Here is a 20,493-nt window from a genome sequence, read left to right as displayed (position 1 = left end):
GGCCACGGTAGGAATGCCGCATAGAGTAAGACACAGGTCGCAGTTCTACTTGTTTTTGCGTTTAGCGAATGAATAAAAAGCGAGGTTGCTTTCAAAAAGCATATTGGAGTGAATGATATTTACTTCTGCTATCAAAAATGCTGAAGAAGTTGTAATTTTTTGGATCAATCGTGGATTGCCTCAAACCTCAGATGGCTGGAATGGACGAATTGGAAGATTTAAAAAAGCAATTACAGAGAGAGGTAGCTTTGCGGAAGCAAGCTGAGACTGTGCTTATTTCGAGAACCAAGGAACTTGAGAGTGCCAACCAGGAGCTGATACTCCTGAAAGAGAGCCTGGAGTTGAAAGTAGACGAGAGAACCAGGCTAGCAGAGGAAAGTGAGCTTAGGTACCGGCAGATTATCGAATCGGCCACTGATTTTATATACGAAACAACAGGAAGCGGAGTCATTACCCTGGTAAACCCAGTGGCTGTTAAGAGTTTAGGTTTCAAGAATAAGTCAGAAATTATCGGGCGAAAGTTTGTCGATTTTGTGCCTGATAAATACAAAAAACAGATACTTTTTTTCTACCAGCAGCAAAGAATTGAGAAGGAGAAACGCAGTTTTAGTGTGGTGCCTGTCATTGGCGTTAACGGTCAATGGATTTGGATAGAACAAAATGTGCAGTATTTCTACAATCCTTCAGGCAAGCTTCTCAAGGTAAGCGCCGTTGGAAGAGATGTTTCGAAGCGAATTGACTCGGAGCAGGAGTTGATGAAGGCAAGTTTAAGGCTCACCTCGCTAATTGGTAGTCTCAATGCGGGCATTCTTGTAGAGGATGAGCACCGCAAAATTGTGCTGGTGAATGAGAAACTTTGTTCCATTTTCAATATTTCTGCTCAGCCCGATGATCTGATTGGTGCCGACTGCAGTAATTCTGCAGAAGAGACTAAACATTTGTTTGCCAATCCCGCAGCTTTTGCCAAACGCATAGAACAACTGCTGAACAAGCAACAATTGGTGAGCCGGGAGGAGCTGTTAATGAATGACGGCACGGTACTGCTCCGTGACTACATCCCGATTTTTGAAGATGAAACCTACCTGGGCCACCTGTGGCACTATTTGGATATTACAGAAGATAAAAACCAGGAGAAGCGATTAAAGCTCAGCGAAGAAAAGTACAGAGGTCTCATCGAAAACATGGAGCTGGGCCTGCTTGAGGTAGACCGTGATGGGCGAATAATAAAAGCGTACCAGAGGTTCTGTGAAATGACTGGCTATACCACGGCGGAACTCGTTGGCAAAAAAGCCAATGAACTGCTTGTGCCGCCGGAGTCGTTGGCAATTATAGAAAAGCAAGACGCAGAAAGGCTTGAGGGCAAAGCCAATATTTACGAGATAGAAATACTGAATAAAAGTGGCGAAAGAAGATGGGTGCTGATTAGCGGAGCTCCGTTTTACGACGAAAAGGGCGTTATTCAGGGATCGCTAGGCATTCACTACGACATCACTGACAGGAAGAGACTGGAGGAAGAATTGCGGATTGCCCGCAACAAAGCGGAAAAGGCCATGCTGGCAGAAAAGCAGTTTTTGGCCAACATGAGTCATGAAATCCGCAATCCAATCAATGCGATCGTTGGAATGTCGAACCTGCTGGGCGACACGGCATTGGATCAGCGGCAAAGCGACTACCTTAAAACAATCAAATTTTCGACAGAAATACTGCTTGGATTGATATCCGGTATCCTTGACCTGTCTAAAATAGAAGCGGGGCTGTATGAGCTGGCCGAGGAGCCCGTTAACATCCGGAACGTGGCAGAATCGGTCATGAAGACCTTTGAGGTGAAGGCGGGCAAGGGCAATATCAATTTCTTCACCGACATATCACCTGATGTGCCCGAGACCCTTCTGGCAGACCCTACGGCACTGAACCAGATTTTCATCAACCTGGTGGGTAATGCTGCCAAGTTCACTGAAAAAGGCTTCATCGTTATCGCTGCTAAAGTGCTGGAGAAAATAGGGGACTCGGTTAAAATGGAATTTTCTGTGTGGGACACAGGCATTGGGATATCGGCCGACAAGCAAAAAATGGTGTTCGAGACCTTTAAGCAAGCCGATAAAGAAACCAAGCTCAAGTATGGTGGCACCGGACTTGGGCTTTCGATAGTGAAGCACCTTGTGGAAATGATGGGTGGCACCATACAACTCGAAAGTGAAGAAGGTCAGGGCACCACTTTTCGGGTGATTCTTGAGTTAAGGGTGGGCGAAGCCGAGCTAGCCGAGGAACCAAGCCATGATAGTAGTTCTCCTCCCGACCTTAGCAGGGTGCTGATAGTGGAGGATAATGAAATGAATCAGCAATACCTTTCGGGGTTGTTTTTTAAATGGGAAATTACCTGTGATATAGCTAATAATGGGGTTGAAGCACTCGAATTCGTTGAAAATTATGTTTATAATTATATTTTAATGGATATACGGATGCCTAAAATGGATGGTTACGAAACAACCATACGGATTAGGAGCATGGAAAATAATCCAAATTGCACAGTTCCGATTATAGCGTTGACTGCTTCAGCTTTGGTAGATGAGCGCAACCGAGCCCTCGAAGTAGGCATGAACTACCATTTGACTAAACCGTTTACTCCTGAGCAATTGCTCAAAGCCCTAAAGGATCAGAAAATGCAGGAGAAAGAGAAAAAAATGCCCGATTTTGAGTTTTCAGCCTCTTTGGACAGAGAGCACCTTTACATGATGTATGAGGACGATGTAGAAAGGGCTTCCATCATCTTTCAGATTTTTGTTGATGGCATTGCCAGCGAAATTGAGCTTTTGAAACAGCTGGAAAAAGAGGGAAACGAGGCGGAATTCATTCGGAAGGTGCACAAAATATCTCCCAACTTTGCTATGGTGGGACTGACCAAAGTGTCAGAGCTCCTTGTTGAAATAGAAACCGAAGGCAAGGCATCGGGCATGACGAATACCCTTCAACAGAAGTTTTCTCAATTTATTGGGGATATTGATCCAAAGTTGCAAATTGTACAAAATGAGTTGGCTAGAATTAAAAGCTATTTATTGCAATGAGGTGTCTGATAGTTGATGATGATGAGATGGCGAGAAAATCGCTGGAGCTCATGTGTGATAAGATTGAAGACCTCACTGTGGTGGGGATGTGTGAGAATGGGCTAGAGGCGCTTAATTTTTTAAACAAAGAAGAGGTAGACCTTATTTTGCTCGACATTGAAATGCCAGAGCTCAATGGCATGGAGTTGGTTCGCATGAAACCCGACATTCCTCAGGTTATTTTCACCACCACGCTTAAGGAGTACGCCCTCGAAGCATTTGAATATAAGGTGACTGACTATTTGCATAAACCCATTGTTTTGAGCAGGCTTTTAAAGGCCATCGATAAAGCAAGAGAGGTGCACGGTAAAAAGACATCCAAAGAGATTAACGAACTCTATATAAAAGTAGATGGGAGGCATGTAAGGCTTAGCCTGGATGATATTTTATACGTAGAATCTATCGGAGATTATGTCGTCTTTCACACCGAGAAAAAAGAAAAATTCATTGTTCACTCTACTTTAAAAAACATTGATGCTAAAATAGACAACAGCAAGTTTTTGAAAGTGCACAGGTCGTACATAGTGAACCTTTCCAAGATTGTTGATATTGAGGAAACTAACCTGGTGATTAAAGACAAAGTAATACCTATCAGTAGGGCACATAAGCCCGTTTTGATGAACCATATCAAAACTCTCTGATTCCCTCTTCCACCGATTCAATCCAAAAATCGACAGTTCGTCCCCAACTATCGAATACTTAGGCCCCAACCACTGATCACCCACTAATTTGGTGGAAAAGATCAGAAATGGAAATCCTTATCATTCTCAGTATTGTCGCTTTTAGTATTCTTTTCTACAGCTACCTCGGGTATGGGTTGGTGCTTTTTGTGCTTGTAAAATTCAAGCGACTTTTCTCTCCAAGAAAGGAATTCTCTACCATCGAGTGGCCAGAAGTAACCATGTTAGTTGCTGCGTACAACGAGCAGGACTGTGTGGAAGACAAAATCAGGAATTCCCTGAGCCTTAGCTACCCGTCTGATAAGATCAAGTTTCTTTTTGTCACTGACGGCAGTACAGATAAGACCAACGAGATTATTACGAAATACCCAGCCATTACCCTGGAGCACAGACCCGAACGCAAAGGAAAGCTGGCTGCTGTTGAAAGGGTAATGAAAAGCATTACGTCGCCTATCACCATTTTCACCGACGCCAATACACTGCTCAACAAAGAGGCAGTTTCCAACATGGTTCGCCATTTCGCTGACCCATCGGTGGGGGCAGTGGCCGGAGAAAAAAGGATTGAACAAACCAACGCCGACGATGCTTCAGCCGCTGGTGAAGGCATCTACTGGAAATATGAATCAAAGCTCAAACAATGGGATTCAGAGCTGCACTCAGTGGTTGGGGCTGCAGGTGAGCTTTTTGCTGTGAGAACTTCCCTTTATGAGCCCGTGCCGGCCGACACCCTTATCGAAGATTTTGTACTCACAATGGGAATAGCCGCTAAAGGGCATCGGGTAGTATATGAGGCACAGTCATATGCTCTTGAAACGGCTTCCCTTTCTATTACCGAAGAAATAAAGCGGAAGGTGAGAATCGCCGCCGGAGGACTTCAGGCAGTAGTACGCATGAGCGGACTACTTAATCCTTTCCCCAACCCTGTATTGACCTTTCAGTATGTATCGCACCGGGCACTTCGCTGGACACTCGCTCCGCTGATGTTGCCGCTTCTTCTCGTCACCAGCTTCATGCTGGCTCTTCAGGGCTACTTGCCAGGCACGATTCTCTTCGTTGCCCAGATAGCATTTTATGTAATGGCGGCTGTGGGTTACCTACTTGAAAAGCGAAAAACAAGGCTGAAGATTCTGTACATACCCTTGTACTTCACCATCATGAATGTTTCTGTTTTCCGGGGCCTATGGCGACTAATGAATGGCAAGCAATCGGCCGTGTGGGAAAAAGCGCAAAGAAAATTAGCAGTATAAGTATGGTATCGATCATCACAGTTAATTATAACAATACTAAAGTCACCCTGGAACTTCTTCGGAGCATTGAAAAGCTGGGGATGAAAGACATTCAGATGGTGGTGGTAGACAATGGGTCCCGGGAGAACCCGGGCCCGTTGTTGAAGGCTCAGCACCCATGGATCACGTTTGTAAGAAGCGACATCAACCTCGGCTTTGCCGGTGGAAACAACCTTGGCATCAGAAAAGCAAAAGGAGACTATTTCTTTTTTATCAATAACGATACTGAATTCAAGGCCGATATCTTACCCAGACTCGTTTCGATGATGAAGAGCAACCCGGCTATTGGCGTGTTGTGCCCCTTGCTTTATTATTTCGACACCCCCGATGTAATGCAGTATGCTGGTTTCACTCCATTCAACAAAGTAACCTGTCGCAACGAATGCCTGACAGCAACGGCAGCAGCAGATGACGAAGGATTGAGTTACACAAGCTTTCCTCACGGGGCGGCTATGATGATTCCTAAGCGAGTTGTGGAAGCAGTTGGCATGATGCCGGAGACATACTTTCTCTACTATGAAGAGCACGACTGGGCCGAGATGATCAAGAAACATGGATTTAAGATCGCTGTTGACACCCAATCGATGCTGTTTCACAAGGAGTCGCAAACCGTGGGTCCAATCAGTGAGCTGAAAAGTTATTTTATGAGCAGAAACAGGATTTTGTTCATGCGCCGTAACTCAAGGTCTTTCTACCTGACCTTGTTCTGGATATATTTTCTTTTGGTGGCCACACCAAAAAACCTGGTTTCCTATGCTTTGAAGAAGCAGTGGGGCAATATCAAGGCTCATTTAGCAGGCATTGGTTGGAATTTTCAGTCGCCTATCTACTCCCAAAAAATTGGTTACAAATTTAATAATCTAAGATACTCATGAGCTCACGATTCAATGTGCCCGGCTGGGTGAGAAAACATAATTTCAAAGATGGCGACTGGAAGCAGGCTTCGGCCTCTGAGCTTGACAGAATCAAAGCTGGTTTGTCGAAGTTCCATGCAAACCAACCTGTTGTTTCGGTCGTAATTCCAGTTTGGAATGAGGAGAAAAACCTGCTAAGAACGCTTTCTTCCTTTTCGGCCATGGAGCTGAAATACCCAACTGAATTGATCATCGTTAACAATAACTCGACTGATAGCACTCAGGCATTACTAGACAGGCTGGGAGTGAGGTCATTACTTGAAACGAAACAAGGCATCGCTCATGCCAGGCTGGCGGGACTGAGAGCGTCTACAGGCAAGTACCAGCTTTGCGGGGATGGCGATTCGTTGTACCCTCCGCACTGGGTCGAGACCCTGGTAAAGCCACTCATGGACAATGAGAAAATTACCTGTGTGTATGCCAACTACAGCTTCCTACCCTTTGGTAAGGCTGGCCGTGTCCAGCTCGGCTTTTATGAACTTTTGGCAGAAATTCTTTTCGAATACAGACGCATTAGAAGGGAGTTTTTGAATGTGCGTGGTGCCAACTTTGGGTTCCGCATAGAGCAGGGGCTGGCTGTGAAAGGCTTCGAAATGCCTGTGACCCGGGTGTTTGACAACGATGAGTCGAGTGCCAACTTCGTTGTTTTTGGAGAAGATGGCAGGATGGGCCGGAAGCTTGGAGAGATTGGAAAGCTGAAGCTGGTGCGCAATAGCAAAGCCAGGATGTGGACGAGTTCGAGGAGACTTCTTAAGGACGGCACGCTGTTCAATGCGTTTATAAAAAGAATTCAGAATGAGTCAGGAAAGCTAATTGAATACGCTTTCGGACCTAAAAAATTAAAGCATACTACCGATGATTTCGTCACCAAATCGTAAGATGATGAGAAAGGCAATAATCACTTTTGGGGTGGGCTATGGCTTTGAACATATTAAACACTTTGTTCTGAGCTGCAAAAAGTTCATACCTGACACTGATATTTACATGTTTGCGGGCAAAAACATCCCTCAACTTGAGGCAGACTGTAGTCATATTCAAGGCGTTCATTTCATTCCTTTCAAGGAGAATTTTACAGGCAAGGTAATAGCCAAGGTACTTAGCAAGATGCCCTCGCTGCAGCAAAAATATGCGCAGTACCTGTCAGCAAAATGGGAACGGGACCCACTAAGAAGAACGAGAATTGAGGCATTAACCTCTCCGCTAACACAGTTTATGGTCAAAAGATTTTTCCTGATCAAGCAGCTCTTGTCGCAGCTTCCTCATGAGCAAGTGATGATTGCCGATGTGCGGGATATCATTTTTCAATACGATCCATTTGCAACCCTTCAAAGCGATGCGATAGTGACAGGTATTGAGCCAGTGGCCAACAGTGAAAGTGAGATGAACGAGAAGTGGATCAGGAGAACGTACTCTGATGCTATTTTCGAGCAAATGGCCGATAAAAATGTGGCTTGTGCTGGGGTAACCTATGGCTCTCGCCGGGCCATCAATCAGTATATTGAAGAAATGCTGGAAGAGACCTATGAAAACCTTCCGAAGATTATCGATATGCTTGGTGCCGATCAGGCCATTCATATTCGCTTGTTTTACTATCGCCTGCGTGGGCTTACCAGACACTTGGAAGCCAACGGATCAGGATCGATCGCTACTCTTCACTTTTCGGATTTAACAGAATTTTCGGTATCTAATGGAAGAATTGAGAACCTTACCGGACAACCGCTGGCCGTAGTACATCAGTACGATCGTCACCCGGATTTAGCGGTGGAGCTTCGGAAAGGCCTGGAGGCGAGACAGCCGGTTAACCAAATGGCATCCTGATGACCAGACTTGCAAATACTAACATACTGGTGCTTTCCCTTCCCCGGCACGATGAACGATATACGTCGACGACCTGGCAAATTTCGAGAGAGTTGGCATTGGACAATAATCTGATTCTGGTCGATCATCCTTTTACATTTGCTGAGTTGCTTAAGGGGTTCCACAAACCGGAGATTCGCAAAAGGATTTTGGCTTACTTCAAAAAACCTGTGATCGAAAAAGAGGGAGTGAAGGTGCTCCTTCCTCCCTTTGTTTGGCCTATTAACTTTCTCCCCAGGGGGATTATCTACAATTTATTCTCTGGTCTGAATCACGGCTTGGTGGCCAGGAGGATCAACCGGTTTTTAAAGCAAAGCCATATTGAATCGTTGGTTTACATCAACTCCTTCGACTTCTATTTCCCTGGACTTAAAAAGAAGCTGGCCATAAAACCTGCGCTGAGTGTCTATCACTGCATTGACCCAATGGTGAAGTCATTTACGCTGCGCCATGGCCCTTATCTCGAGCAAATAGCCGTGGAACAATCGGACATGGTGATTTCAACAGCACCAGCCCTACAAAAGAAATTTACCGACCAGGGAATTGAGAATAGTTTCCTGGTACCTAATGCAGCCAACTATAAGCTTTTCAACAAAGCATTGGCCATCAAAGGAGCGTATCACAAGAGCCTTGCTGGCATTGAAGGCAAGGTGGTGGGCTACCTGGGGAACATAGAGCGGAGAACAGATTTTGATTTGTTGCATGATGCGGTGGAGGTATTGAGCGACTGGAACCTTGTGCTGGCAGGCCCCGTAGAGCCGGGATATGTACCAGAAAAAGTTTTTGATCACCCAAGGATACACTTTACAGGTTCATGCAACCACGAGGAGGCACCTTCGGTGGTGGCTCGGTTTGACGTGGCCATTATTCCATTCAAATGTGACGAAGTAAGCCAGGGAATTTACCCGCTGAAGCTTTTTGAGTACCTCGCAGCAGGCAAGCCGGTCGTAAGCACCAACTTTAATCCCGAAGTGCTGGACAGCCTCGGTGAAGTGGTTGAGATGGGTTTGACACCGGAAGACTTTGCGGACAAAGTGTTGAAAGCCTACGCTTCCGATGATGAAGAAAAACAAAAGCACCGGGCACTCGTGGCTTCAAAAAATACATGGACACACCGGGCAAGGCAGTTTGGGACGCTTATCAGGTTTGCTCTCGAAAAACAACCAAAAGGAAATGTCTCTCAAAGAAAAGATCAGAAGCAGCCCGAAGCTTAAGCAGCTGGTGCTTCAGCTCATTTTCCAGCGCAAGCCCTACAGTGCCAGGGTGCGATGGTATATCTGGCTATGGCTGATCTTTCCCCGCTATTTTAAAAGAGGCATCAGCTGGGGCTCCCGTCTCGACCTGGTTCCTTTCAACAAGTTCAGCATGGGCAAGTACTCCCGTATTGAAAAGGGAGTGCTGATCAACAACGGTATGGGAGACATAGTGATGGGGGATGAGGTACATACCGGACTTGGCTGCGTGATCATAGGGCCAGTAACGATGCACAAACATGTGGGGCTCTCGCAATATGTGCGCATCCTTGGCATGCATCATGGCATTGATCCTGACCTGCCACATCATTTTCAGCCCTCACAAAAGGCCCCTGTTATACTGGAAGAGGATGCTTTCGTAGGCACAGGCACCGTGATTATGGGTAAAAAGAACGGAGAACCGTTGGTGCTTGGCAAATATTGCCGTATTGGTGCCAACTCAGTGGTCATGACAGATATTCCGCCTTATTCAGTGGCTGTAGGCAACCCGGCCAAGGTGGTCAGGGTATGGGATTTTGAAAAGAAGGAGTGGGTGAAGCCATTAGCTGCGACGAAATAGTTTGACAAGCCTTCAAATCGACAACAACCGAATCAAGGTCAGAATTGCAATGAAAAACACTTTGGAAGTGTAGATCAGTTTGGTGTGCCTGGCCAGCCAATTTGGCAAGAAAATATCAAAATTGTCGGCTGTGGAGGAGGAGTACTTTCTGGCGGCAATGGTCAGTGGGCAAACCCACTTAAAGACTAATAACGTGATGCCCTCCAACGCCACCAGTGCAAAACCGATCCATAGCCATTTGTCAATTCTATTGGTGATGACTGCGTAGAGCATGTAGAAAATCACAACATTGAAAAATCCCCAAATGAAGGTGTGAATTGCTCTGATAATGGTAAGGGGCGTCTTGTTGCTCATGCGCAGACAATTTTATCAAAAATCGCAAAAGCGATGCTGAGAAAACAGGACATCCATCATGTTTGAAGGGGTAATACGTCAGATGTCGGTTGGTGATTGCGGCTGACTAAATTTTTTGTGCAACTTTTGCCTTTATTGCTGCTTTTCGCAAAGTCTCGTGTTTTACAACCCCGTCGCCTTTTCCATTGCCTCGGTGTACCGGTTACCCACGATTTCAATCTGTGCCGAAGCTGCTTCCATTTCCTTCAACTCGTCAGCTGTTAGCTTAATAGCGGCGGCGCCAATGTTTTCCGTCAAGCGGTGGATTTTGGTGGTGCCGGGAATGGGCACGATCCATGGTTTTTGTGCCAGTACCCAGGCCAGAGCAATTTGGGCATTGGTAGCATTTTTTCGCTCAGCAAACATTGCAATCATGTCCAACAGTGCTTTGTTAGCCGTTCGTGCTTCTTCGGCGTATCTTGGCAGCATACTGCGAATATCACCTTCGCCAAACTTCGTGTTTTTATCAATTTTGCCCGTCAGGAAGCCCTTGCCCAATGGACTGAACGCCACAAGCCCTATCCCTAATTCTTCAATGGTGGGAATGATTTCCTTTTCATGCTGCCTTGTCCAGAGTGAGTACTCGCTTTGAAGGGCAGCAACTGGTTGAACGGCATGTGCTTTCCTGATCGTGGTGGCTCCGGCTTCTGAGAGGCCGAAGTGTTTCGCCTTTCCCTCCCGGATAAGGTCGTTTACGGTTCCGGCTACATCTTCAATGGGCACATTGGGGTCTACCCTGTGCTGGTAAAGCAAATCTATTGAGTCTATCCGCAGTCGCTTGAGTGATGCTTCAACCGCCTTCTTTATATTTTCAGGGCGGCTATTGACACCAGCCATCTTTCCGTCGACGATATTGAAGCCAAACTTGGTAGCAATAATTACCTTGTTCCTAAAAGGTTGAAGAGCTTCCCCCACAAGACTTTCATTTGTGTAGGGCCCGTAGACCTCCGCAGTATCAAAGAAAGTGACACCCTGCTCTACAGCAGACCGAATCACTTTGATCATTTCGTTTTTCTCACCGGCCGGACCAAGACCAAAACTCATACCCATGCAGCCAAGGCCAAGGGCAGATACTTCCAAACCGTTTTTTCCGAGGGTGCGTGTTGGCAAAGTATTACTCATGATTGTTTGCGTTTATTACGTTTAACAAATCAAAGGTAGGGTCATGGAGGCTGTTTGAGTAATGAAAAACAAATAAACAGCTACGAAAATCAAACAATATTAAATCCTCGACCTCGACAACTCCTCCAGCGCCGGCGCAAATGGCTGATCGTACAGGCGTTTGCCAGTGGCCTGGTAAAGCGCATTGGCCAATGCGGCGAAAACAGGGGGGTAGGCCGGTTCTCCCATGCCGGTTGGGTCAATGTCATTCTTGACGAAATGCACGTCGATGACTTTGGGTGCTTCTTTCGTGCGGATCATCCGGTACTTGTCGAAGTTGGTCTTTTCCGGAACGCCGTCTTTAAAGGTAAAGGCACCGAACATCGCCGTGCCGACGCCGTCCACTGTGGCTCCCTCGGCCAGATTAGCGGCTGCATCAGGATTCACGACTATGCCACAATCGATGGCACAGGTGACTTTCTCTACCCGGGCATTGCCATTCTCAAACACCAGGTCTAACACATTGGCAGCGTAACTGTTGTGGCAGAAGTAAGCAGAAACACCCCGGTGCACGCCTGCCTTTTTCTCACCCCAGTTCGATTTTTCTTTCGCCAGTTGGAGCACACCAGCATACCGCTCAGCATCATAGTCATTGTTGTCGCCGACCGGGGTGTTCTTTGCTCGTTCCAACAGCTCCAGTCGGAAATCGATGGGGTCTTTCCCTGCTGCTTCGGCTACTTCGTCGAGGAACGACTGCTCTGCGGCAGCAATAAAGTTGGAGCGGGGTGCCCGGAAGGATCCGGTGGTGATGTTGGAGTCGAGCACCCAGTCTTCAGCGAGGTAGTTGTCGACCGCACCAGCCGGAAAGCGGTTGGCATAGATGCAGCTTTCAGGAATGCCACCACCGTTAACATGGAAGCCGATCAGGTTGTTCTCAGCATCCAGAGCTGCCCGGTAAGTGGCCTGGTAGGTGGGGCGGTAGATACCTGAGGTCATGTCATCTTCCCGGCTGTAGACGAGCTTTACCGGTGCTTTTACTTTATCGGAAATCACCGCAGCTTCCACCATCCAGTGAGCGTATGACCGGCGACCGAATCCGCCGCCAAGCCGGGTCATTTGGATATCTATTTTTTCAAGCGGAATACCCAGGCGTGCAGCAACCGTTTTTTCGGTGAATTCTGGTTTCTGAAGTGGCCCAACCAGCGTAGCTCCATCCGCAGTTACGTCGGCAAAGAAGTTCATGGGCTCCATGCAGTTGTGTGCCAGAAAGGGGGCAGTAAAGGTGCGCTCTATGACTTTTGCAGCAGTCTTAAATGCTTTTTCAGGATCGCCGTCTTTGCGAAGCACTTTTACCGTTTTGCCTTTTTTTTTGGCCATTTGCTCTCTGTGGCCAACACTGTTTTCGAGCCCAGCAGGAAACAGCCTGGTACCATTGTCTCTCGTTTCGGAATAATCGGAGAATGGCTCCCATTCCACTTTAAGGGCCTTTCTGGCATTCATCACCTCCCAGGTGGACTTGCCTACTACGGCCACCAGTTCTGTAAAGGCGCAGGTGTCGAAAAACTGTCGCTGATAGTCGTCCTGCATGTTTTTGATGGGGAACACGTCGACGATGCCGGGCATAGCCCTGGCAGTACTATCATCTACCGACTTTAGTTTCAAACCAAATGCAGGCGGGTGAACCACCATGGCGATGAGCATGCCTTCCTTTTTGTGGTCGATGCCAAACAATGGCTGGCCGGTCACGATCTTTTTCGCATCCACATTTTTGCGGGAGGTGCCAATGATCTTAAAGTCTTTTTGCGCCTTGAGCGCCACTTCCTCAGGTACGGGAATCGACACTGCCGCAGCAGCCATCTCGCCGTAGCCGGCCTGTTTGCCGCTGGCTTTGTGGTAGATCAATCCAGCCTCAGTGATAATTTCACCAGAGGGAACTCCCCAGGCTTTAGCGGCAGCTTCTTTCAGTACGTACCTCGCTGTTGCTCCGGCCATGCGAAGGCTTTTCCAGCCCTGGCGGATGGCCTGGCTGCCACCTATAAACTGCCGTGTGTATTTCTCTGTGTCCAGCGGCGCTTGTTCTACGACTACATTCTTCCAGTCCACATCCAGCTCATCGGCAACAATCATTGGGAAGGCTGTTTTGATGTTTTGACCTCCCTCTGGATTGGGCGACATGATGGTGACCAGTCCGTTATTGCCAATTTTGATGAAGCCATTGAGGTCAAACCATTCGTCGGGGAGACTGAGCGCCTGTTCGGGAGAAGGCTTGCAGCCGGCCAGCCAGCTAAAGCTTAGCATGAGGCCGCCACCTGCCAGTGCGGAGGTTTTTAAGAAGGAGCGCCTGTTGAGGGATGTCCGTGTTGTAGCCATTTGATGGGGGTTTGGAATAGGCTTTAAGATACCCAATAATGGCCGGATTGGCAATCTTTTGTTGGAGGAAGGATGATGCGCTAAAAGCGTATTCCCAGGCATTCTGGTTGCAAACGAAGATCATTGGGGGAGGATAATGAGGGTTAACGGAATTTCTCGCCCTTAGCCAGCATGTCAATGATCTCTTTCATGCGCTTTTCTCTTGTCTCCGGCTTTTTGGCAGTCTGAAGCCGAAATCCAATAAAGAAGAGACTGGTCTTGTTGAGGTTCTTAAAATTTGCTTCGGCTTTCCTGTTTTTGCTTAGTTCTTTTAGAAAGTCTTCGGGGATGGTCATCTGGCTGGACGGATCGTATGCCTTTTCCCACCGGCCGTCTGCTTTGGCTTTTTCTACTGCTTCGAATCCTGCGGGTTTCATTCTGCCTTCATTGGTCAGTCTTTCAATATGCCCGATATTTATCTTGGACCAAATGCTTTTTGCTGTCCGGGGGCAAAACTTCTGCAGCCAGGCTTCTTCATCAAATGAATTCTTTTGACCATCAATCCATCCATAACAAAGCGCCACATCAAGCGCTTCTGCATAACTGACGGTCTGTTGTACTGAACCTTTCTTGAATATTTTAAGCCAAAGCCCCCTGGAAGTTTCATGATTCTCTGCGACCCAGTTCTCAAACGCTTCGGAGGTTTTAAATGCTATGGTGGGAAGCGTATCTGGTTTGGTCATACGGCGGTTGTTTTTTCGTGCTGAATGCTGGCTATCAGCGCAAGGTTCGTAAAGGGAAGATTTGGTGAAATTAATAAATCGGCGTTAGCATGTGATCTGAGGGGTTAATTGCGTTTATGTTATTAGGGGTTCAGCCCGTTTGCCGCAACAAAAAAAAGCCCCGAAGTATACACCCCGAAGCCTGTTTTTACCGAGTAAACCCGCCAATGTGTTTGTGGTTCGGCAGGTGGGCAAGCTGAAAGCATGAAGGGTTTGTATCCATAAGCTACGCTAAACTTGCGGGAGAGGGGTATACCACAAGTCACACTAGTTGTTAGGCGGAAGGGTTAGGGAGTGAATGAGTGTCATTTTTTCACTTAGTCTTCCTAAATTCCTCAGATTTTTTCCGAAAGTATGCCAGTTCCTGTTCTGGAGTCATTCCCTTTATTGCCTCAGAAACTCTGTCACGCTGCTCCCTCATGAACTTAACAGCGTCAAATTTCTTTTCTTTTTTTGCTTTAGTTTTCATATTCCATTAATTCTTTAGGCGACCGTATTTCGAGCGTATGCAAGCCTTCTCTCAAATTGATAGAGTTGTAACCTCTTATTCTCTTTAAGTTGACAATGTGTTTAAAATTCCAACTGACCAGCACATCAGCTTTGTTTATTGTGGCAAGGGCAATATGCCGACAATCCGCCCGACTTGTCTCCCCAACAACCTTCTCTGCTATATAAAGTTCTGCGAGTTTAATTGCATCCTTTGTCAGTTGGATGTACTCTAACTGTTTGGCAGGAAGTGTTTTGAAGAAAGTTTTAATGTTGGTGGGAGCATTAATCAATTCTTCCTCAAGAAGGTCTGATATTATTAACACAATCTCACCACGGAAAGCCTTGTCAAAGAACATTTTTGTAAAAATGTCAAACTCACTATCATAAATCCCTCCAACAACTGACGTGTCAATGTAAACCCGCTGAGTCATTCGCTAATTTACAATTTTTTCAAGATTGTCCGACTACAAGCTACATTGTCCACAAACTGCAGAGCGAAACGATCCATAAGTATTTTTTTGATTTTAAGCTGCATACCTCTTCTACTATCAGATATTTCGCTGGCAATACCTTCCGTTTTAAAAGGATAAGAAAAAAGGCTCCGAGATTAACACCCCGAAGCCTGTTTTACCGAGCTAATCAATACTAGATCCTCAACCTCGACACATCCATCTCCTTCATGAAAGGCTGGTTGTAGAAACGCTTGCCGGTAGCCTTATGCATGGCATTGGCCACAGCAGCGAAGGTAGGAGGGAACAAGGGTTCTCCCAATCCCGTCGGATCGATATCGTTTTTCACGAAATGCACTTCCACATGCCATGGTGCTTCCTTCTGCCGGATCATGCGGTACTGATGGAAGTTGTTCTTCTGAGGCACACCATCAACAAAATCCATTTCTCCGAACAGGGCATTGCCAATACCGTCCACAATGGCGCCTTCGCCCATATTGGCAGCAGCATCGGGATTTACCACAATGCCGCAATCCACCGCAGCGTATACGTTTTTGAAGACGGGTGCATTGTTTTCTATCACTACGTCAATCACCTCAGCCACATAAGAATTGTGGCAGAAGTAAGCTGACACACCCCGGTTCACACCAGACTTGGGTTCGTCCCACTTGGATTTCTCCCTTACCAGCTTCAGCACACCCGCATAGCGGTCGGCTTCGTAGTCGTTTCTCTCACCTACAGGATTGGTTTTGGCACGCTCCAGCAGCTCCAGTCGGAAGTCGATGGGGTCTTTGCCTGCCAGCTCAGCCAACTCGTCGATAAACGACTGCTCGGCACCGGCAATAAAGTTGGATCGTGGCGCACGGAAGGCCCCGATGGTAATATTGGACTCCACTGACCAGCCTTCGGCGAGGTAGTTGTCCACTGCCCCGGCCGGGAATCGGTTGGCATGCACCGGACTCTCAGGCACTCCACCGCCGTTCACGTGGAAAGCAATCAGGTTATTGTTTTCGTCGAGGCCTGCACGATAGGTGGCGCTGTACGTAGGGCGATAGATGCCGTAGGTCATATCGTCCTCACGGTTGTACTGCAATTTTACAGGCGCTCCTACTTTCTGAGAGATCACAGCGGCTTCTACCATGTGGTGTCCGTACGCTCTTTGCCCGAAGCCACCACCCATTCTGGCCAGGTTGATCTGTATCTTTTCTTTGTCGAGTCCCAGTCGGGCGGAAATTGTATTTCTGATCAATTCGGGTGCCTGGATAGGCCCGTACAAAGTAGCACCGTCTGCCCTCACGTCAGCGAAGCAGTTCATCGGCTCCATACAGTTGTGTGCCAGATAGGGGGCCGTGTAAGTACGCTCCAACACTTTGGCAGCTTTTTTAAATGCCCCTTCAGGGTCGCCGTCTTTTCTGAGGAGGTTCACTTTCCCTTTGGCCATGGCTTCCATGGCGGCTTTGTGTCCTTCTGTGCTTTCGACACCGCCGGGTACTTTCACCGTCATTTTGTTGCCTCCAAAGCCTGCCATTGAAAATGAACTGTCAGAGGTTATTTCCCATTCAACCTTGATGGCCTTTTTGGCTTGCATCACTTCCCAGGTAGAATTACCCACGATGGCGACAAGGTTGGAAAAAGAGTTCACGTCAAAGAAATTCCTGTCGTAGTCTTCTTTCACGGGTTCGAACACAAAGACGTCTTTGACGCCAGGCATGCCCTTCACCGATGACTCATCCAGTGATTTCACTTTCATGCCGAAGGCAGGCGGGTGAACCACCATGGCCACCAGCGCATTCGCCGGATAATGATCCATGGCAAACAAAGGCTTGCCAGTGACAATTTTCTTGCCGTCCACATTTTTCTGCGAAACACCGATCAGGTTGAAGTCCTTGATGTCTTTCAGTTTCACCTCTTCAGGCACCTCCAAAGTAGCTGCGAGAGAAGCCATTTCGCCATAACCGGCCTTCTTGCCACTCGCCTTGTGTTCAAGGGTGCCCGCTCCGGCGGTGATCTCTTCTGCTGGCACGCTCCAGGTTTGTGCGGCTGCTTTGATCAGCATTTCACGGGCAGTAGCACCCGCCGTTCTCAGTGGTTTCCAGCCCTGGCGAATGCCCTGGCTACCACCTGTAAACTGGCGGTCGAAGCGTTCGGGGTAGAAGTTGGCCTGCTCCACAATTACATTTTTCCAATCTACGCCGAGTTCGTCGGCGAGGATCATCGGCATGGAGGTTTTTACGTTGGAGCCAAATTCCGGGTTTGGTGACATCAGCGTAACTACTCCGTTGTCACCGATTTTGATGTAGCTATTGAGCTCAAACCATTCTTTGGGTAGCTCCATTACCTCGGCCTGGGTAGTTGGCTTGCAGCCAGCCAGCCAGCTGAAGCTCAGCATCATGCCTCCGCCAGCGAGGGCAGAAACCTTCATGAACGAGCGCCTGTCTATTTTTTTTGCAATGAGTGTCATAGTCGGATGAGTTGGATGGGATTAAGCGTTTGCGGCGGCTGTTTTTACTGCTGCTTTGATTCTCAGGTAAGTACCACAACGGCAGATGTTGCCATTCATCGCTGCTTCGATTTCATCGTCACTTGGGTTGGGATTGCTGGCGAGCAGGGCAGAGGCTGTCATGATTTGACCCGCCTGGCAATAGCCACACTGCGGAACATCATGTTCCAGCCAGGCTTTTTGTACGGGATGGTCACCCTCCTCCGACAAACCTTCGATGGTGGTGATGGCTTTGTCACCTACAGCCGATACCGGCATCTGGCACGACCGGATGGCGTTGCCGTCGAGGTGAATGGTGCAGGCGCCGCACTGGGCAATGCCGCAGCCGAATTTAGTACCTACCAGGTTCAGGTGATCCCTCAGCACCCAAAGCATAGGGGTGGCGGGGTCAACATCTACCTGCTGCTTCTTTCCATTTACGCTTAAATTGAGTACTGCCATGATTTTAAAGTTTTTTTACAATATCGGGTTTTCTAGTTCTTTAAAGTTACGAAATCCAAACAATTCAATACAACCTTCAAATAATATAACACTTTGATAATCAGTAGCTATTTACCTGGTGCTGCTTGCGCCAAATTATCCTGATTGGGTCTGCTGTGTTGCCAGAGGGGATCAACGGTCCCCCGGTGTCAGCAATTTGGTAAACGATAGCGAGCCCAATTTCCAGGAGCCGTTTTGCTTCACATACACCTCAGTCACCATGAAGGGGTTGGTCACTTCATTGCCTCCTACCACGGCTATCAGGGTGATCCTGTTAAGCAGGATAGCGGTATTGTCGATGATCTTCACGGATACCTCATGAATATCGGCTTGCTTGTACCAAATGCCGCCACTTTTGATGATGTTAAGCTCCTGCTCCGTTCCCCAGCTTCCACCCATATGAACGAAAACTGCCTTTTCATCAAATAGGGCTGCCGCTTGTCCGCATTTTTGTCGGCCATCCATTGCCATTTGTCTTTCGACAGGTCAATGACTTCCTGTTCGGCAGGAGTGTTTTGAGCCAAGGAGCATTGCGCACCTATTAGAAGCATTATCCGTCCAAGAAATGTCTTTTTCATATTATTGAAAAGTAAGATTTTACGTTCCAGCCAATATACCTATGCCTCTTACTTTTCTATTTCATGCGTATCCCGCACGCTGCTGAAGGTCAGGTCGAGGAGTTTCCAGTCGCTACTTTGTTTCTGAAAGATTTCGGTCACGGTAAATTCAGTCGATACCTCGTTGGTGCGAACTACGGCATCAAGCGTAATTCTGCTCCACACGATAGCCGTGTTACCAAAAACCTCCACTGCAACATCGTGCACCGTGGCCTTCTTGTACCAGATGCTTCCGGTTTCAATGATCTCAAGCTCTCTCGCCTTCTTCCAGCTTCCGCTCATGTGAACAAATTTTGCCCTGTCGTCAAAAAGCACCGCCAGCTTATCCACGTTCTTGTCGGCCATCCACTGCCATTTCAATTGTGAAAGCTCCTTGAGTTGCTTTTCAGTGGTGGGATCCTGTGCAAAAGAGAACTGTACGCCAAGGAGGGTGATGAGTAATCCGAAAATTAATTTTTGCATTGTAGAAATTGTTTTGTTGTGCTGTCTGAGATTGTCCAGGGCGCCGTTGGTGCTGAGTATTAAAGGCAGGTTTGACCTCTGGCCATGAACTTACTTTGCAAAGATGATTCGGTATTTTTGAGTTGGGCTTATACAGATTACTGGTTTACCTACCAAATCCACTGATTCGAATTTCCGGGGAAGGAATCAATGGTGGAACGCAGTACATTTAACCGGAAATAAGAAATGCCATGGAAGAGATCGCAAAATTTGAGACCATTAGCCAGTACAATGCTTTCAATAATCATGAGACGCTACATCCACTGGTCAGTGTGATAGACTTCTCAAAGGCATCGCCCAGGCGGTTGAGAAGAACCTATTTTGGGTTCTACCTGGTGTTGCTGAAGGATGTGGAATGTGGAGACATGCGGTACGGCAAAAACACCTACGATTATCAGGAAGGAACGCTGGTGTTCATCGGTTCTGGTCAGGTATTTGGCAGCGATGCTGGTGACGAACTTTACCAGCCGAAAGGCCACGGCGTTGTTTTTCACCCGGATTTGATCAGGGGAACCTCCCTGGGGCGCCATATTGATGACTACACTTTCTTCAGCTATCATGTGAATGAAGCGCTACACATTTCGGAGCGGGAGCGTCTTCTCGTGACAGACAGCTTTTCCAAAATCAAATTCGAGTTAGAACATGCTGTTGATAAACACAGCAAAACCCTGATCGCTACGAACATCGAATTACTCCTTAACTACTGCCAGCGATTCTACGACCGGCAGTTCATTACACGAGACAATGTTCATAAGGGGGTTTTGGAGAGATTCGAAAAGCTCCTGAACGATTTCTTTTCCACTAGCAAATCTGGTGAAGTAGGTTTGCCATCAGTCGCCTATTGTGCCGATAAACTCAATCTTTCGCCAAATTATTTTGGTGACCTGATCAAGAAGGAGACAGGGAAGTCAGCCCATGAGTTTATACAACTGAAGCTGATCGATGTAGCCAAGGAAAGAATACTTGACCGCAATAAGTCAGTTAGTGAGGTCGCTTATGAGCTGGGATTCAAATACCCACAGCATTTCACTAGGGTATTCAAGCAACATGTGGGAGTGACCCCGCAAGAGTACAGGATGTCGGAAAATTGATCTGTGCGAATTAGCTCACTTTACGGTACCAAATAGACGATATTCATCCCTTCGGTAATCGAGGCTCATTTTTTTCTATATTGCTTCAAAG

The 20,493-nt window shown here is 47.3% G+C and carries 19 protein-coding genes; 9 read left to right on the top strand and 10 right to left on the bottom strand.

What is annotated here, in order from left to right; all coding sequences use genetic code 11:
• The first annotated feature begins 200 nt into the window (after nucleotides 1-200).
• The 8 genes from RT717_RS14720 (at nucleotide 201) to RT717_RS14685 (ending at nucleotide 9,650) form a co-directional block, all read left to right on the top strand.
• On the top strand, nucleotides 201-3,062 hold the full coding sequence (locus tag RT717_RS14720) for a PAS domain S-box protein (RefSeq protein WP_317487143.1): 2,862 nt from the start codon (nucleotides 201-203) through the stop codon (nucleotides 3,060-3,062).
• A complete protein-coding gene (locus RT717_RS14715) occupies nucleotides 3,059-3,742 on the top strand; it encodes a LytR/AlgR family response regulator transcription factor (RefSeq protein ID WP_317487142.1) in 684 nt (227 codons plus the stop codon). Before RT717_RS14720 ends, RT717_RS14715 begins: the two co-directional genes overlap by 4 nt.
• Nucleotides 3,743-3,849: 107 nt before the next feature.
• The gene (locus RT717_RS14710; RefSeq protein ID WP_317487141.1) at nucleotides 3,850-5,028 is read left to right on the top strand and encodes a glycosyltransferase family 2 protein; all 1,179 of its coding nucleotides are present in this window, start codon (nucleotides 3,850-3,852) and stop codon (nucleotides 5,026-5,028) included.
• A gap of 2 nt (nucleotides 5,029-5,030) precedes the next feature.
• Nucleotides 5,031-5,942: a glycosyltransferase family 2 protein gene (locus tag RT717_RS14705; protein ID WP_317487140.1), complete on the top strand. Its 912-nt coding sequence runs from the start codon at nucleotides 5,031-5,033 to the stop codon at nucleotides 5,940-5,942.
• A complete protein-coding gene (locus tag RT717_RS14700; RefSeq protein WP_317487139.1) occupies nucleotides 5,939-6,859 on the top strand; it encodes a glycosyltransferase family 2 protein in 921 nt (306 codons plus the stop codon). The genes RT717_RS14705 and RT717_RS14700 overlap by 4 nt, the downstream gene beginning before the upstream one ends.
• Before the next feature lies 1 nt (nucleotide 6,860).
• Nucleotides 6,861-7,799, top strand: a complete 939-nt coding sequence (locus tag RT717_RS14695) for a hypothetical protein (protein WP_317487138.1) — start codon at nucleotides 6,861-6,863, stop codon at nucleotides 7,797-7,799.
• Nucleotides 7,799-9,052 carry a glycosyltransferase gene (locus RT717_RS14690; RefSeq protein WP_317487137.1) on the top strand — a complete coding sequence of 418 codons (1,254 nt, stop codon included), beginning with the start codon at nucleotides 7,799-7,801 and terminating at the stop codon, nucleotides 9,050-9,052. Before RT717_RS14695 ends, RT717_RS14690 begins: the two co-directional genes overlap by 1 nt.
• Nucleotides 9,012-9,650, top strand: coding sequence for an acyltransferase (locus RT717_RS14685; RefSeq protein ID WP_317487136.1), 639 nt, complete (start codon nucleotides 9,012-9,014; stop codon nucleotides 9,648-9,650). Before RT717_RS14690 ends, RT717_RS14685 begins: the two co-directional genes overlap by 41 nt.
• Before the next feature lie 12 nt (nucleotides 9,651-9,662).
• Here RT717_RS14685 and RT717_RS14680 read toward each other — a convergent pair whose 3' ends face one another.
• The 10 genes from RT717_RS14680 to RT717_RS14635 form a co-directional block, all read right to left on the bottom strand.
• Complete coding sequence (locus RT717_RS14680; protein ID WP_317487135.1) at nucleotides 9,663-10,004, bottom strand: hypothetical protein; 342 nt, start codon at nucleotides 10,002-10,004, stop codon at nucleotides 9,663-9,665.
• Nucleotides 10,005-10,166: 162 nt separating this feature from the next.
• Nucleotides 10,167-11,153, bottom strand: a complete 987-nt coding sequence (locus RT717_RS14675) for an aldo/keto reductase (RefSeq protein WP_317492363.1) — start codon at nucleotides 11,151-11,153, stop codon at nucleotides 10,167-10,169.
• A 111-nt stretch (nucleotides 11,154-11,264) separates the two neighbouring features.
• Entirely contained in the window at nucleotides 11,265-13,514 is a 2,250-nt protein-coding gene (locus RT717_RS14670) for a xanthine dehydrogenase family protein molybdopterin-binding subunit (protein ID WP_317487134.1), read from the bottom strand.
• 143 nt (nucleotides 13,515-13,657) lie between these two features.
• On the bottom strand, nucleotides 13,658-14,236 hold the full coding sequence (locus tag RT717_RS14665; RefSeq protein WP_317487133.1) for a YdeI/OmpD-associated family protein: 579 nt from the start codon (nucleotides 14,234-14,236) through the stop codon (nucleotides 13,658-13,660).
• A 352-nt stretch (nucleotides 14,237-14,588) separates the two neighbouring features.
• Nucleotides 14,589-14,744, bottom strand: coding sequence for a hypothetical protein (locus RT717_RS14660; protein ID WP_317487132.1), 156 nt, complete (start codon nucleotides 14,742-14,744; stop codon nucleotides 14,589-14,591).
• On the bottom strand, nucleotides 14,734-15,195 hold the full coding sequence (locus RT717_RS14655) for a PIN domain-containing protein (protein WP_317487131.1): 462 nt from the start codon (nucleotides 15,193-15,195) through the stop codon (nucleotides 14,734-14,736). Before RT717_RS14655 ends, RT717_RS14660 begins: the two co-directional genes overlap by 11 nt.
• A gap of 214 nt (nucleotides 15,196-15,409) precedes the next feature.
• Nucleotides 15,410-17,674, bottom strand: a complete 2,265-nt coding sequence (locus RT717_RS14650; protein ID WP_317487130.1) for a xanthine dehydrogenase family protein molybdopterin-binding subunit — start codon at nucleotides 17,672-17,674, stop codon at nucleotides 15,410-15,412.
• A 21-nt stretch (nucleotides 17,675-17,695) separates the two neighbouring features.
• Nucleotides 17,696-18,154, bottom strand: a complete 459-nt coding sequence (locus RT717_RS14645; protein WP_317487129.1) for a (2Fe-2S)-binding protein — start codon at nucleotides 18,152-18,154, stop codon at nucleotides 17,696-17,698.
• A 171-nt stretch (nucleotides 18,155-18,325) separates the two neighbouring features.
• Nucleotides 18,326-18,658, bottom strand: a complete 333-nt coding sequence (locus RT717_RS14640; protein WP_317487128.1) for a nuclear transport factor 2 family protein — start codon at nucleotides 18,656-18,658, stop codon at nucleotides 18,326-18,328.
• 161 nt (nucleotides 18,659-18,819) lie between these two features.
• Nucleotides 18,820-19,272 (bottom strand): nuclear transport factor 2 family protein, encoded by a 453-nt coding sequence (locus RT717_RS14635; RefSeq protein ID WP_317487127.1) that lies wholly within the window; start codon nucleotides 19,270-19,272, stop codon nucleotides 18,820-18,822.
• A gap of 230 nt (nucleotides 19,273-19,502) precedes the next feature.
• On the opposite strand from RT717_RS14635, the gene RT717_RS14630 reads away from it, so the two are divergent.
• Nucleotides 19,503-20,402 (top strand): helix-turn-helix domain-containing protein, encoded by a 900-nt coding sequence (locus RT717_RS14630; protein ID WP_317487126.1) that lies wholly within the window; start codon nucleotides 19,503-19,505, stop codon nucleotides 20,400-20,402.
• The last annotated feature ends 91 nt before the right edge of the window (nucleotides 20,403-20,493 follow it).

Source organism: Imperialibacter roseus, from assembly GCF_032999765.1.
GTDB lineage: Bacteria > Bacteroidota > Bacteroidia > Cytophagales > Cyclobacteriaceae > Imperialibacter > Imperialibacter roseus.
This window is presented reverse-complemented; position numbering and strand designations above follow the sequence as displayed.